13 protein-coding genes are annotated in these 13785 nt (G+C 55.9%); all 13 read right to left on the minus strand.

From position 1 onward, the window contains the following. Window positions 1–76: 76 nt before the first annotated feature. The 13 genes from UTM25_RS15175 to gspE all read right to left on the minus strand — a co-directional run bounded on the left by UTM25_RS15175 (window position 77) and on the right by gspE (window position 13785). On the minus strand, window positions 77–1906 hold the full coding sequence (locus tag UTM25_RS15175; protein ID WP_194399954.1) for a chitinase: 1830 nt from the start codon (window positions 1904–1906) through the stop codon (window positions 77–79). Between the two features lie 142 nt (window positions 1907–2048). Then, on the minus strand, window positions 2049–2501 hold the full coding sequence (gene iagB, locus UTM25_RS15180) for a type III secretion system invasion protein IagB (RefSeq protein ID WP_194399953.1): 453 nt from the start codon (window positions 2499–2501) through the stop codon (window positions 2049–2051). A 133-nt stretch (window positions 2502–2634) separates the two neighbouring features. Next, complete coding sequence (locus UTM25_RS15185) at window positions 2635–5400, minus strand: glycosyl hydrolase family 18 protein (RefSeq protein ID WP_194399952.1); 2766 nt, start codon at window positions 5398–5400, stop codon at window positions 2635–2637. A 259-nt stretch (window positions 5401–5659) separates the two neighbouring features. Continuing rightward, window positions 5660–6457, minus strand: coding sequence for a prepilin peptidase (locus UTM25_RS15190; RefSeq protein WP_194399951.1), 798 nt, complete (start codon window positions 6455–6457; stop codon window positions 5660–5662). Continuing rightward, window positions 6454–6939 carry a type II secretion system protein GspM gene (gene gspM / locus UTM25_RS15195; RefSeq protein WP_194399950.1) on the minus strand — a complete coding sequence of 162 codons (486 nt, stop codon included), beginning with the start codon at window positions 6937–6939 and terminating at the stop codon, window positions 6454–6456. The genes UTM25_RS15190 and gspM overlap by 4 nt, the downstream gene beginning before the upstream one ends. Then, a complete protein-coding gene (gene gspL / locus UTM25_RS15200; RefSeq protein WP_194399949.1) occupies window positions 6936–8081 on the minus strand; it encodes a type II secretion system protein GspL in 1146 nt (381 codons plus the stop codon). Before gspL ends, gspM begins: the two co-directional genes overlap by 4 nt. A 15-nt stretch (window positions 8082–8096) precedes the next feature. Then, a complete protein-coding gene (gene gspK / locus UTM25_RS15205) occupies window positions 8097–9116 on the minus strand; it encodes a type II secretion system minor pseudopilin GspK (protein WP_194399948.1) in 1020 nt (339 codons plus the stop codon). Then, a complete protein-coding gene (gspJ, locus tag UTM25_RS15210; RefSeq protein ID WP_194399947.1) occupies window positions 9113–9793 on the minus strand; it encodes a type II secretion system minor pseudopilin GspJ in 681 nt (226 codons plus the stop codon). The genes gspK and gspJ overlap by 4 nt, the downstream gene beginning before the upstream one ends. Continuing rightward, window positions 9786–10169 (minus strand): type II secretion system minor pseudopilin GspI, encoded by a 384-nt coding sequence (gene gspI / locus UTM25_RS15215; protein WP_194399946.1) that lies wholly within the window; start codon window positions 10167–10169, stop codon window positions 9786–9788. Before gspI ends, gspJ begins: the two co-directional genes overlap by 8 nt. Next, entirely contained in the window at window positions 10162–10647 is a 486-nt protein-coding gene (gspH, locus tag UTM25_RS15220) for a type II secretion system minor pseudopilin GspH (RefSeq protein ID WP_023310954.1), read from the minus strand. The genes gspI and gspH overlap by 8 nt, the downstream gene beginning before the upstream one ends. After that, on the minus strand, window positions 10647–11096 hold the full coding sequence (gspG, locus tag UTM25_RS15225) for a type II secretion system major pseudopilin GspG (protein ID WP_029739462.1): 450 nt from the start codon (window positions 11094–11096) through the stop codon (window positions 10647–10649). Before gspG ends, gspH begins: the two co-directional genes overlap by 1 nt. 2 nt (window positions 11097–11098) lie before the next feature. Beyond that, a complete protein-coding gene (gene gspF / locus UTM25_RS15230) occupies window positions 11099–12307 on the minus strand; it encodes a type II secretion system inner membrane protein GspF (protein WP_194399945.1) in 1209 nt (402 codons plus the stop codon). Next, on the minus strand, window positions 12307–13785 hold the full coding sequence (gspE, locus tag UTM25_RS15235; protein WP_194399944.1) for a type II secretion system ATPase GspE: 1479 nt from the start codon (window positions 13783–13785) through the stop codon (window positions 12307–12309). Before gspE ends, gspF begins: the two co-directional genes overlap by 1 nt.

The following is a 13785-nucleotide window of genomic DNA, read 5'->3' on the forward strand; positions in this document are numbered from 1 at the left end:
CGGGTCCTGCATTTTTACGATGAGAAAAAAAACGGCAACCCGAAGGTTGCCGTTTGTCATTTTACTGTTTTGCTGATTACAGCGCAGTCCACGCGTCCTGCCATGCAATCCCTTTACCTGGCTCGTAGTAGGATGGCGCGTTATTGCACCAGCCGCTGTACGGATAAGGTTTGCACTGGAACAGCTGGCCGCGGTTGTTAACGATATCGCCTGCTTTCCATTTGGTTTTGGAAGTCCAGGTCGGGTAAGTCCCGGTCTGGCCGCCGTTGGTCTGCTTAGCCTGGACGTTCAGCGTATAGGTTGTGGTGCTGCTCAGCTCGCCGTCGCTGACGGTAAGGTTGATCGGGTACTGCGTCGCCGCCGCCACTTCCGGTGCATTGAACGTAATAATCGCTTTATCATCGCCGCTTACGGTCTGGCCGTTCGGAGCCGTCCAGGTATAAGTCAGGTGGTTACCGTCTTCGTCAGTCGAGCCAGACGCGTTCAGAGAAACAGATTTCCCCGCTTCAACCGCCCCCACAGGACCGGCGATTTTTGCTACCGGCGCATGGTTTACCGGCGCTGGCGTATTATCATCCGGAGCCGGGGTGTTATCATCTGGCACCGGCGTGGTATTGCCTTCGTCCGTTGGGTCGACAGGGGTCGGCATCGGAGCTGGCGTGACGCTACCGCCGTCGGAAGTCCCGTCTTCACCCACCACGTTGACGTTGAAGTAATGCTTCACGCATTTGGTGTAGTCACCTTCTTTAAAGGCGCTGAATGGCGTCTGGTAACCCACCAGCTGGCAAGAGTAGGTCTGGCCTGACGGGGTATCCGCGCTCCATCCCCAGTCCTGTTCCCAGTAGATCTTCAGCGCGCCGGCACCGCCTTCGTCGAACTGCTTCATGTTGGCGCAGCCCAGCACTTCGTTAGACGGAACAGGCACTTTCAGGTAGTTGGCAAACTCTTTGTAGTATTTGATACGGTTTTGAGACTGGGCGATCTCAGTCGGGCCACCACACTCCACGCCGCCGTTGATGATCTGCGTGGTCACGCCGAAGCCCGGTACCAGACCATTCGCCTTATCGTGATCGTTCGGCTGCCAGGTGCCATCGATAACCTGCAGCATGCTCGGTTTTGGCGGCTGCGGGTAGGCGAAGAAGAAGATCGCGGAAGCAAGGTTCAGCCAGGTGTCCGCCACCAGCTCAGGTTTGTCCAGCAATACGCGGACGTCGCCGTACATCGCTTCAGAGAACGGGCCGTAGTTGTAGTTATAGGAGAGCTGTTTCGCACCGCGACCAAAGTAGCTAACGAAATCACCATCTTTGTCTTTACCGCACGGCCAGGTCTGCCCCTGCCAGACATCCGGGTTACATTCGCCGTTATAGCCACCCTTCTGACCTTCGCTCCAGCCCATCTCACGCACGTAAACCAGCGCCTGACGCCACTCGGCTTCCGGACGCCAGGACTCGTGGCCGCCGGTTTCCTGCGCGAAGTGCGCGAACATGGTTGCCAGAGACTTACGGCAGATGGCATCGCTGTTACGACCATCGGTATAGGTCTGGCACAGCGCCGGGAATTTACCGACCGCTTTCAGGAAGTTGCTGTAGGTATATTCTGGCGCACGCAGTGGGAAGAGGTATTCCCAGTCGCTGGCCTTGATAATCCCTTCCACGCGCTTGACGTTTTCCGGGTTTGTCGATTTACCCGGCTCAATTTGTTCCACCAGGCTGTTGTCCAGCGTGCGAATGGTTGACTTCACTGAAGCCATCAGCGGGAAGTTGGTCAACTCCTGCTCTTTCTTCTGCAGATCGCTGGCCTTAACGGTGTAAGGTTCGCTGCTGGCCTGCAGCTGGGTTGCCTGAGCCATAAACGGTGCAACACATGCGCCCGCAATAAGAACACTGAGTAATGTTCTTTTGTTCATGTCAATGGTCCTCTTAAATATATTAAGGGTCTATAAAAGTTAATTTGTTTCGCGGTTTATTTATTAATCATTTAATAAATAAACCAGGGAGCAGTTTTCGTTTTATGAAGAACACTAGTAGGTACTCTTCAAAAAACAAAAATCAATAATAATAACGGTTACGGGTGCTACGTTTTAACTTCTGATATTTACTCCAGACCTTACGGGCATAGACCATGCGCTGCGAGTAATTCTCTTTTTTCAGACCCGCGTTATAGGCGCCGACCGCCTCCCAGTTATAGCCATAAACTTTAATCATTCCGGATAATATCGATGCGCCAACCATAATCGAGGTGCAGGGCTCGGTAATTAACCGGTACTCATTAATGCCTTTTCGCTCCAGCTCGGAAAAATGTGAACTGTTAATCTGCATCAGGCCGACATCACGCGTGCCATCATTATTCTGTCCAATCGCGTTGGGATTCATTCCCGATTCAACATTAGCAATGGCATACAACAGATAAGGATCCACATGATAATAACTGGCGGCTTTATCCCAGCAGTTGGCAAAGACGCTATGGCTTATTATCAGCAACAATAAAAATAACGTTTTCATTTTCAGTCCGGCTCTTTTTCATTGTCTCCTTACGCGCTTATTGCTCTGTTTCCTGATTTACGGTCCACGTCCGTCGCGGGACGTGGACCGTGATGGCGGGCAAGTTCCTTACCCGCATCGTTATGGCAGTGACTTACTGGCAGTCAGTCGCAGGGCCTTTTTTCACCCATACATCGCTGCTATCTGGTTTATCACCCTTCGTCCACCATTTCGCGGTGTAGGTGTAACCATTGTAGGTAGTGGTGTCGCCGCCGTTATAGACCACGTCGGAGCGCCAGTTGAATTTCACCTGACTGACCAACTCCCATGCATCCACGCCGAAGCCCGGCTGGTTGCCCTGAGTCCAGTATTTTGCTTTCCAGACCAGGTTGTCGAAGCTGACGGTATTCCCGGCGTTGTAAACCTTGCTTGCGCTCCAGGCAGCATACTTACTGGCATTGGCATCAACAGGGTTATCGCAGCTATTGGTGGCAGAACCTTCGTCAGACGGCGTATTGCCTTCATCGGATGGGGTGTTACCTTCGTCAGACGGCGTGTTGCCTTCATCGGCAGGGGTGTTACCTTCGTCAGACGGCGTGTTGCCTTCATCGGAAGGGGTATTGCCTTCGTCAGACGGTGTTTCAGCCACTTTAGGCGTTACCGTTACCTGTACGTTAGTCTGTACGCTGGACTTGCCATCGCTTACCACCACGGTCAGCGTGTACGTAGATTCCGTGTCCACGTCCGGCGCGGTGATGTTCAGGTTCGCGGTGTCTGCGCCTGTCGCCTGCATATTCGCAGGAACGCTCCAGGAGTAGGTCAGCGCGTCGCCATCAGGATCGTTAGCCTGAGCGTGCAGAGAGTAGCTCTGGCCCGCTTCCAGCGTCACGGCTTCCATCTGGTTCACGACCGGCGCCTGGTTTGCTTTCGGCGCTTTGTTCACGACCTGGACGTCAGCGGTGCTGCTCAACCCTTTTGCGTCAGTGACCGTCAGGCGGAACGCCAGAGTCTGGTTACTGGTGACAGCGGCAACGTTGAAGGTCGCTTTCGCTTTGGTGCTGTTGGTGATGGTCACCGACGGGCCAGAGATCTGCGTCCACTTGTAGGTGATGGCATCCCCATCCGGATCGGTGGAAGCCGAGCCATCCAGGGTCACCGTCGCCGGACCGGTTACGCTCTGGTCAGCGGAAGTCGCCACCGGCGCATGGTTGGTCACTACCGGATCAACCGGCGCAGCGCCGCCTGTCAGGCTTTCATTCATCGCGTTCAGAATGTCTCCGGTATCGGAGTCGATAGACCATGAGAACAGACCGCCCAGGTTTTTCGCCAGCACATACTGACCTTTCGCCGTTGCGGAACGCGCATCCTCATAGGTGATCAGATCGCCGGTGGTTTTGTTAAACAGATACGGCGCTTCAGCGGTTGCATCATAGTTGTATTCCCAGCCCGGTTTGCCTTTGTACTCGTTAACGATCTGACGATAGTCAACCACGCCCGGTTCCCAGGTCCCTTTCACCATGCCCGTTGCCGTGCCGGTGAACGGGTTGTTATTGCTGTAACCGTGAACGCCGGTCCAGCCGCGACCATACATGGCCGTCCCCACGACAATTTTGCCGGGCTGTACACCCTGCGCCAGCAGCGCATTCACGCCGTTTTCGGTGGTGTAATTGGTATCCGGTTTGTTCGCCGGCGCTCGCAGTGCCGCCTGGTGACCCAGATCGGTGTTGCTCCAGCCGCCGTAGAAGTCGTAGCTCATCAGGAAGATGTGATCCATGTACTGCTGGGCAGTGGTGTAATCAACGTCTTCAATTTTGTCGCTACCTGAACCGATTGCTGAGGTCAGTTCAAAAGTACGGCCGGTTTCGGCTGACAGTTCATTCATCATGGCGCGCAGTTCGCGCATCAGTGCGGTATAAGTCTCTTTATCCTGTTGTGGGTTGCCCAGCGTTTCGTTCTGACCGCCGCCGCCCGGGAATTCCCAGTCGATATCCACACCGTCGAAGAATTTCCAGGTTTTCAGGAAATCTTTAACGGACGCCACGAAGCGATCGCGGATCGCTTTGTCATGCATTTTGAAGAACGGATCGGAGAGGGTCCAACCGCCGATAGACGGCAGAACTTTCAGGCCAGGGTTGGCTTTCTTCATTGCCATCAGCTGGCCGAAGTTACCTTTGTAGGGGTCGTCCCAGCTGCTGACTCCAGCCTGAGGTTTCTGCAGTGCGGCCCACGGGTCGTGAATCGCCACCTGGAAGTCCTGACGGCCCGCACAGGCGCGCTTAAGCGCTTCGAAGCTGTTACCGCCTTCGATAGTTTTCAGGCTGTCGTTGATGCCATCGCCGCCGCAGATTGGAATGAAGCCATACAGAATGTGGTTAAGGTTAGCCGCCGGGATTTTATCCACCGGGAAATTACGGTCATAAACGCCCCATTCAGGGAAATAGGCACCGACCACTTTATCGGTGTGCTTAGAGAGGGTTTTATTATTTTCCTGCATGGTGGTGTTGAGCGGCAGCAGATGGCTACCGTCGGTATCCGCGACGATAATCAGTTTGCTGGCGCTGGTGCTGCACCCGCTGGCGTTGCAGAGTTCAACCGTTTCCTGATAGCGACCGCCTTTGGTCACTTTAAATGTTGCCGTGCCGGACATGCTGCCTGCACCGGTCCAGACGGTTTTGCCGTCGAGCAGCACTTTCGCAGAAGTCGGCGCCGCGCCGCTCCAGACATCCCACTGCACTTTAACATCAGCGCCATCATGGACTTTGACGAGGCTGTTGTAAGCAGAAGCAGACTGATCAACTTCGACAATGGCAAATTTATCATTACCGCTGGCGATAGTTGCTTTACCCGGCACGGCTGCGAACACCGGGCTTGCAGCCGCTGCAACGAAGAGTGCCAGATATTTAGGCTTCAGAAATTTCATTATTTGATCCTGATAATACGATTTGTGAAATTAAATACCCATGCTTTTCCATTAAACATGGACGAATGTTATTTACTGATAAGTTAATCTTGAACGTTTCTGGTTCGCGAAAGACCTGTTTATAATTGCGCTGTACCTTCCTCCACTCATAAAACCTTCGGAAAATGTTTTATTGCGTAGAGAAGAATACAGTGGGGAATTTATTTTATCCTTTCATTCCCCCGATGAAATAATTTCAAAAAGAACTTGACTGCATTATTTAAAAGATGAGGTATGGGATTTGCGCGATAAATACAACCAGCCCGGAAAATGCAATATATGGACCAAAGGAAATAGGGTTATTTTTATTCTCAAAGGGCTTTAACAGGCAATGCATAATAATGCCACAGAGCGCCGCGATCAGCACAATAGAGGGTAACGCCTGCCAGCCGCACCAGGCGCCAAGCGCCGCCAGCAGCTTAAAATCACCATAGCCTAATCCTTCCCGCCCGGTTAGCAGGCGGAATGCCCAGTAAACCAGCCAGAGCGACAGATATCCCGCCACCGCGCCGTAGATAGCATCGGTCAGCGGTAGCGTACGGAACAGGGCATGGAACATCAGCCCCGTCCACAGCAGCGGCAGGGTCAGGCAGTCCGGCAGCAGCATATGGCGTGCATCGATCACCACCAGCGGCAGCAGCAGACTCCACATCAACCACAGCGCGATCAGCGCCGTAAACGAGGGTGCCAGCGCGGCGCTGGCGGCGAAAAAGGCAGCGCTACATACTTCCACCAGCAGCAGCCGCAGCGGAATCGCGCTATGGCAGTGGCGGCAGTGACCGCGCAGCGCGCACCAGCTAATGATGGGAATATTTTCCCACGCGCTCAGGGCGTGGTGGCAATCCGGGCAGTGAGAGGCGGGAAAGAGCAGATTGCCTGCTCCCTCTTCTTCCATTACCAGCGGCGGAATACGCTCCGCCACTACGCCGAGGAAACTGCCGAGGATCGCGCCCAGCGCTCCGCTCATCATGCACAGACCCGGCAGATTCGCCTGCTGCAACAGCATTAGCGGGTTCATGCGCTTTTCGCCCAGCTCAGCGTAATGTGCGCTTTCACGTCACTCTGACGATCCACCGGCGTTAACGCGAGTTTCTCCAGATGGATACCGGAAGAGACGTTCATCTCACGCAGCCAGTTTTGCAGGGCAGAAACGCTGACGCGCTCGACATCAAAGGTCAGCGACTGCTCTTCCTGACGCACGTCTGTCAACGCGACGTGCACGACTTTGGCACTTTCTTCCACCACGCTGCGCGGGTTCGGGGTATTGACGATTCTGGACTGGAGATGGTTCTTATCAATTTCCTGGCGCATCCAGTTCAGCGTCTGCTTTTGCTTAAATAACACGGCCTCGTTATTTTTGTTCAAAGTATCGAGCGGCATCATCGCGCCGTAATAAACCATCGCACAGCAGAGTGCCCCGCCGCAGAGTTTAAATAAATTACGCTCGCGTGGACTGTAATTTTGCCAGCGGTTTTTTAACTGGGCTATTTGCGTTTTCATTTATAGCTCCCGGTAATAATGGCGGTATAAGGCACCTCGCCGGAAATCGGCTGCATCGTAAATTCAAAAGTTTCGGCGCTGTGGGCAATAAAATCCTGCAGGGTCTGTTTATCCATGGATTTCACATTCAACGTCAGCTGATTTTGCGTTTCGTCATATTCCACGCTGTTGATCTCCAGAGACGGCAATGACTGCCTGATTTGATTCAGCGCTTCGAGCTGCAGGAAGACCCCTTTCTTCGCCTTGCTAATATTTTGCCCGACGTAGTACTTCAGGTTGCTGGTCTGGCGCAGGGTCGGGAAATAGTGCTGCGCTACGGTGGTCATCTCCCAGTGGATCTCGTTTTGCTGATGAGTGAGCATCCACGCCATACCAACGCGGGGGCCGATCAGCAGGCCAAAGCAAAGCAGCGCCGCCGCCGCGAGGGCCGTTTTCGCGTGGCGAAAACGCGGACCGCTGGCGCTGCGTCCGGAAAACTCCCCGTGCAGCATGTTGATACGACAGCCCTGCCACTGGGGCTGGATCAGCACCAGCGGATGCTGCCACGCCAGCCGTTCATCCGCCTGTACCTCCTGCGGCACATCGCCGTAGCAGCACACCTCACCCGCCGGGCATTTACTCAACAGCAGCGGCAGCAGAACCGTATCGACTTCGCCAGCGCTGCCGGGGGAAAAACGCAGCCAGTAGCTCTCCTCCAGGCTCACCAGCGTAGTGCCCCCTTCGCTCACCGGCAGCAGCCAGGCATCCGGCAGCGCCTGGACCACCGCAAGCCCCGCATGAGCGAACAGCTCAAGCCAGTGGCGCAGACGTTCAGCGTCGATGGCCACGGCATCCACCTCCGGCCCCTTTTTGTTCAGCACCGTCCAGTGCAGCGTCTCCACCTCGCCGAGCAGCGTCTCTTCCGCCATCCACGAGAACTGCGCCGTCTGGGCGGAAAGTCCTTTTTTCGGCAGGGTAAAATGACGAAAGATCGTCTCGCTCGCCGGCAGCAGCAGGCACACCTGCTGAGAAAGCGGATGGCAGGAAAGTTCGCTCAGTGCGCTCCAGCCCGTCAGAAATTCCACCCGATCGTTACCGGATTCACACCACCAGATTTTGCCGTCCTCACGGGTGTCAGGACGAATAAAAAGCACCTTTTTCATTTTCTTCTACTTATCTTATTCAACCATTCGGTAGCGGCGTTGCCAGGTCACGACCTTGCCAGCCTCACTGTCAACGTGAAGCTGGCTGACGACGCGCAGCGTTAAATCATCGGTATTGCCGGTGGTATCCACCCGAAAATAGCGACTGTTGACCGCAACCCTGTCCTGGATCTGCGCCAGGATATCTTTGGTCTGCGGATAGTTGCTCTCCAGCACTTTGCTGAATGCCTCCAGCGATGCCCACCCCTCCTCCGGGCGTGAATCGATCAGGCGGGAAGCGTCGTCCGTGTTTAACACGCCGGTAAAAACCGCCGCCAGCAGCGGCGCCTGTTCGCGTGTTAAGGTATTCACATTTATGGTGCCATCCGTATCCGGCAAGGCGCACAGCAGCTTGCCGACCTTCGGCCACGCTGCCTGCGGAAAGGCGGGCAGCAGTCTGATTTCGTTGATGGTTCGCATCATTTGATTCGCCGGACCGCGGGCGGGCGTCACGCTCGCCCAGCCATCAGCCTCCTGGCCCTGCTTCGCCGTCACGTCGTCGGCGTCGAGATAATCCACCAGCTGCTGGTAAATCTCTTCTGCCGCCAGCGTACCGACGCCACTTTCAGCCAGCAGTTGTTCGATAATCTGCTCTTTGACCGGTTTTTCCGGCAGCGCAGTTGGGTCGGCCGGGGCCGCTGGCGCCGCGTCACCGGCCAGCAGACTATTGACGTTAAAGCAGGTCCGGGCATCCTCCACCTGACTCACCACGGTGTAATTATCCCCGTGGGTTTCCAGCGGCTGCGCCCAGTCACCTTGCGGCGACAGGCCCGCCCCTTCTGAACTGGCCGCTTTCTGCAATACGTTTTCCAGTACCTTCTGTTGACGGGCAATGGCCCAGCGCAGCGTCTGCTGGCTGACCTGATAATGCGTTTTTTGCAGGTGGCGGCAGAACTGCTGACTGATCTTCGCCGCCAGGGCGGACATCATCACCAGCAGGATCAGCACCACCAGTAGCGCCACGCCACGCTCTTTTCGCGCTGTTTTGCCGCTCATGAACTCACTCCTGGCTCTGCTGTCGTATCGGGCTGCGGGGTTGTTACGGGCTGGGCCGCATTCTCCGCTGCCGGCTGCGCCGGGTCCGCATTCGTCTCTTTTGGCGCGGTCTGGATCTCAGGCATATCGCCGGGAGTGATAAAAACCCAGCGCCAGGTTTCGCCGTTTTCCATGGTCAGATTCAGCTCAACGCCATCAGGCTGATGGGCGATGTCGGTCCATTTTTCCTGCCAGCCTTCGTGCCAGAAGCGCCATTTCATCTCTTTCACATCGCTCAAAATCGGCACTTCTTCCGGCTGCGCGCTGGCGGGACCGTCGATAGCAGCCCAGACGTTGCGCCACAGGCGCTTGTCCTTTAACGTCCAGCGCACCCGCTCCAGCTGCACCTGGCCGCTGATGCCGTTCAGGGTTGTCATTTCCACACCATTCTGCTGCTGGACGAACACCTCGCCGCTGTTGCGCGGCGCGCGCGCCTGTTGCTGATAAAAGTCACGCGAGAGGAGGTTGTACGTGCGCTGAAGCGCCGTCACTTTTGTCGCCGCTTCGTCGCTGGCCGTCGAGGTGCGCATCGCGCCGTCGAGAGTTTGCCAGGCGAGAATGCTGATCACCGCGAAGATGGCCAGCGCAATCATAATTTCCAGCAGGGTAAAGCCCTGCTGACGCTGCACCTTACTCACGATCCACCTCCGGTTCGGCGAGCTGAAGCGCCAACACCGGTTGCGCATCGCTTGCTTCGCTGTAAACCCGTACCTCATCGGCAAAGGTATTTTCGGCGGTTTTCACCCGCTGGATATGCCAGGTCCAGGTTTGTCCGCCCATGGTTTCGGTGCCCACCTGCTCGGCGTCCGGGAAATCGGTCTGAGCCAGCTGCGCTTGCGCCAGCTGATTTTCCGCCACCCAGCCGGCCTGCAGCGTTTCCGACAGGCTGTGGGTAAAGCGCACGTTCAGGGTGACGGAGTTCATCAGCGCCAGCGCCGCGGTGGAGAAAATCACCAGCGCCACCATCACTTCCAGCAGGGTCATCCCCTGCTCTTTGGTTTTGCGTTTAGTCATCGTTTTCCACCACCACGGGAACAGAGCCCTGTGACGTCACGTGAAAGCGCTGCTTTTTATCCAGGCTTTCGAGGCTGAGCGTGAAGCGGCTAAGCTCGCCGTCCGGCAAAAAAATGATTTGCGGTTCATCGTCCAGCGTGGCCGCCAGCGTTCGCGATGAGAGGGAGACATGCATCTCCTCAGGAAACTCGCCGCGGGTGGCGATCCGCCCCGATTTTAACGGTGCCCAGTGGCGCTCGCCGTTATTTACAACCTGCGTCACCAGTTCAAATTCTGACGAGGTCATCACCAGCCCGACAATATTTCCGTCCATTACCGCACGGTCAGAACCATATTCAACGAGGGATTTTAGCTGCTGACCAAATGTATCTGCGCCGCTGCGTGATGGAATGGTGGTGACCACCATCATGGCGCTCAGGGCGAATATCACCAGCGCCACGATAATTTCCAGCAGGGTAAATCCACGTTGCTTATTCATTACTTATCTTTTTTATCAAAAGACCAGTTGCTGATATCGTCGGCAGTATTAGCTTCTGCATCCGGACCGGCTGAGAAAATATCGACAGCGCCATGCTCACCCGGGCTAACCAGAATATAGTCATTGCCCCACGGGTCCTGCGGCAGGCGGCGAATATAGCCATCGTCACGGTAGCCTTTCGGAATGGGCGCAATCTCAGGCTTGGTCACCAGCGCCTGCAGCCCCTGCTCGGTGGTCGGATAGCGATGGTTGTCGAGTTTGTACATATCCAGCGAACCTTCCAGCGCCACAATATCGCTGGTCGCTTTCTGAATATCGGCTTTTTCTTTATTGCCCATTAAATTAGGCACGACCATACTGGCCAGCACACCGAGAATAACGATAACCACCATTAATTCGAGCAGCGTGAACCCCGCCTGACGCTTCAGGCTATTTTTTTTCAAAGACATGATTAACCCACCATATTATTAAGTTGAAGAAGCGGTTGTAATATTGAAAGAACGATAAATAAAACAACGGTCGCCATAGTTACTACCAGTGCCGGTTCAAATACCGACAGCGTTAACGTAATTCGATGCTGTAATGCAGATTCCTGGTTTTCCGCCGCACGATCCATCAACGAGCCCAGCTCGCCGCTCTCCTCCCCGGAGGCCACCATGTAGAGCATGGTGGGTGGAAAAATTCTCGCCTGTTCCAGCGCGTTGTAGAGGGATGCCCCCTGGCGCACGGTGCCCGCCGCCTGCTCAAGCACCTGCCGGGCATAGAGGTTTTCAATCCCGTCCATCGCGATGTACATCCCCTCCAGAAGCGGAACGCTGCTGGCCTGCAAAATACTCAGCGTACGGATGTAGCGCGCGCTATTGATGGCGCAGACCAGTTTTTTCAGCGGTGACTTTAGCAACAGCCACCGATGATAAACAAACCGGTTCTTTTCTACTTTTATCCAAAATTTAAAGCTCGTCGACGCCCCGAACAGGCCGCCGGCGATAACGATGCCCCAGGCCTGTAGAAAGTCGCTCACCGCAATCAGCGTGCGGGTGGTCATCGGCAGCTCTTGTTTCATGTGGGTGAACTGGTCTATGACCTGCGGCACCACGGCGACCAGCAGAATGGAGATCACCGCAATCGCCACCACCGTCAGGGTGATGGGGTAGACCATCGCCTGGGTGAGCTTGCTTTTCATTTTCTGGCGCTGCTCGTTGTACTCGGCGAGCTTTTCCAGCACGCCACCGAGATGACCGGTCTTTTCACCGGCCATCACCAGGGTGCAGTAGAGCTTATCGAAGCTGCGCGGAAACTGGCTGAAAGCGTCGAACAGCGTGTGACCTTCCACAATCTTGTCGCGGATCTCGGTCACCATCGCCGCCAGGGTTTTATCCTCCGTCTGCTTCGCAATCGCCTTCAGCGCACTCTCCAGCGGCAGTGCGGCATTGACCAGCGTCGCGAGCTGTCGGGTAAACATCGACAGCACCGGAATCGACAGTTTTGCCCCTTTACGGGCGTTTTTTCCCGCTGCCGGATCGCTGGCCGGCGCAATGCTCACGGGCATCAGCTTCTGTTCGCGCAGCATCTGGCGCACCTGCTTTGGCCCTTCGGCCTGAAGGGTGCCGCGCTGGGTTTTCCCCGAAGCGTCCGTCGCGGACCACGCATACCAGGCCATTACGCATCCCCCCCACGCTCGGCGGTGACACGCATCACCTCTTCCAGCGAGGTCACGCCGGAGATCACCTTCAGCAGACCGTTTTCACGCAGGCTGTAGGCCTCTTTGAAAAGCTGCGTTTCGATGGACATCTCATCTTTGTCTTCATGGATCGCACGCCGCATGGCGCTGTCGACCACCAGAAATTCATGGATGCCTGCGCGTCCCTGGTAGCCGCTCTGGCGACACTGTTCACAGCCCACGGCGCGATAAATCGCTTTCGGCGGCGTTTCCATAAAGGTGAACAGCGCTTTCTCATTGTCATCCAGCGGACTGGTCGTGCGACAGTGCGGACACAGCCGACGCACCAGACGCTGGGCAATGACGCCAAGCAGCGACGAACCAATTAAAAAAGACTCCAGCCCCATATCACGCAGACGGGTAATGGCGCCCGCGGCACTGTTGGTGTGCAGCGTGGACATCACCAGGTGACCGGTGAGCGAGGCCTGTACCGCGATTTGCGCGGTTTCACCGTCACGAATTTCCCCGATCATCACCACGTCCGGGTCCTGGCGCAGAATGGCGCGCAGTCCGCGCGCAAAGGTCATGTCCACGCGCGGGTTGACCTGGGTCTGCCCGACCCCTTCAAGTTCATACTCGATCGGATCTTCCACGGTCAGAATGTTGCGTTCATGGCCGTTAAGCGCCGAAAGCAGCGCGTACAGAGTGGTACTTTTCCCCGAACCTGTCGGGCCGGTCACCAGGATGATGCCGTGCGGACGTTCAATCAGTCCCTTTAACTTCACCAGCTCTTCGTCAATCAGACCGAGCTTGTTGATGTCCGGCTTAAGGTTGCTTTTGTCCAGCAGACGCATCACCACGCGTTCGCCGTACTGAGAAGGGATAGTGGAGACACGCACGTCAATGGCCTTACGACCAATGCGCAGCGAGATACGACCGTCCTGGGGGAGACGTTTTTCGGCGATGTCCAGTTTGGACATCACTTTGATACGCGACACCAGCAGCGGCGCGAGCTTGCGCGCCGGCTGCAGCACCGGACGCAGCACGCCGTCAACGCGAAAACGAATGCTCAGGATGCGCTCGAAGGTCTCGATGTGAATATCGGAGGCCCCCTCTTTCACCGCTTCACCCATAATGGCGTTGATCAGGCGGATCACCGGCGAGTTCTCGTCGTTATCCAGCAGATCTTCGTTGTCAGGGATCTCCTCGGTTAACGCCATCAGGTCAATATCGGCGTCCATGTCGTCTACCAGCTGCTGCGAGACGCCGCTGTTCTGCTGCCAGATGTTGGTCAGCAGTTCGTCAAACGCTTCCGCCGCCAGGATCGTCGGGGCATAGGAGCGCCCCAGCACGCGGCGCATCTCCAGCAGGGCATACGCCTGCGCATCCTCGCGGATATAAACCTCGTCGTTATAGAACAGGACCCCGTTCTCTTTCGCCCAGGTGCTGGTACAGAGCGCATTACTCATCTCGGTCAT

Origin of the sequence: Enterobacter sp. 61D5, assembly GCF_034107965.1 — a bacterium.
Classification (GTDB): Bacteria; Pseudomonadota; Gammaproteobacteria; order Enterobacterales; family Enterobacteriaceae; genus Enterobacter; species Enterobacter cloacae_M.

What these genes read in the sequence shown, in the direction of transcription:
- UTM25_RS15175 (WP_194399954.1), bottom strand. Translation starts at nt 1,906, where the DNA reads ATGAACAAAAGAACATTACTCAGTGTTCTTATTGCGGGCGCATGTGTT.
- iagB (WP_194399953.1), bottom strand. Translation starts at nt 2,501, where the DNA reads ATGAAAACGTTATTTTTATTGTTGCTGATAATAAGCCATAGCGTCTTT.
- UTM25_RS15185 (WP_194399952.1), bottom strand. Translation starts at nt 5,400, where the DNA reads ATGAAATTTCTGAAGCCTAAATATCTGGCACTCTTCGTTGCAGCGGCT.
- UTM25_RS15190 (WP_194399951.1), bottom strand. Translation starts at nt 6,457, where the DNA reads ATGAACCCGCTAATGCTGTTGCAGCAGGCGAATCTGCCGGGTCTGTGC.
- gspM (WP_194399950.1), bottom strand. Translation starts at nt 6,939, where the DNA reads ATGAAAACGCAAATAGCCCAGTTAAAAAACCGCTGGCAAAATTACAGT.
- gspL (WP_194399949.1), bottom strand. Translation starts at nt 8,081, where the DNA reads ATGAAAAAGGTGCTTTTTATTCGTCCTGACACCCGTGAGGACGGCAAA.
- gspK (WP_194399948.1), bottom strand. Translation starts at nt 9,116, where the DNA reads ATGAGCGGCAAAACAGCGCGAAAAGAGCGTGGCGTGGCGCTACTGGTG.
- gspI (WP_194399946.1), bottom strand. Translation starts at nt 10,169, where the DNA reads ATGACTAAACGCAAAACCAAAGAGCAGGGGATGACCCTGCTGGAAGTG.
- gspH (WP_023310954.1), bottom strand. Translation starts at nt 10,647, where the DNA reads ATGAATAAGCAACGTGGATTTACCCTGCTGGAAATTATCGTGGCGCTG.
- gspG (WP_029739462.1), bottom strand. Translation starts at nt 11,096, where the DNA reads ATGTCTTTGAAAAAAAATAGCCTGAAGCGTCAGGCGGGGTTCACGCTG.
- gspF (WP_194399945.1), bottom strand. Translation starts at nt 12,307, where the DNA reads ATGGCCTGGTATGCGTGGTCCGCGACGGACGCTTCGGGGAAAACCCAG.
- gspE (WP_194399944.1), bottom strand. Translation starts at nt 13,785, where the DNA reads ATGACCGAGATGAGTAATGCGCTCTGTACCAGCACCTGGGCGAAAGAG.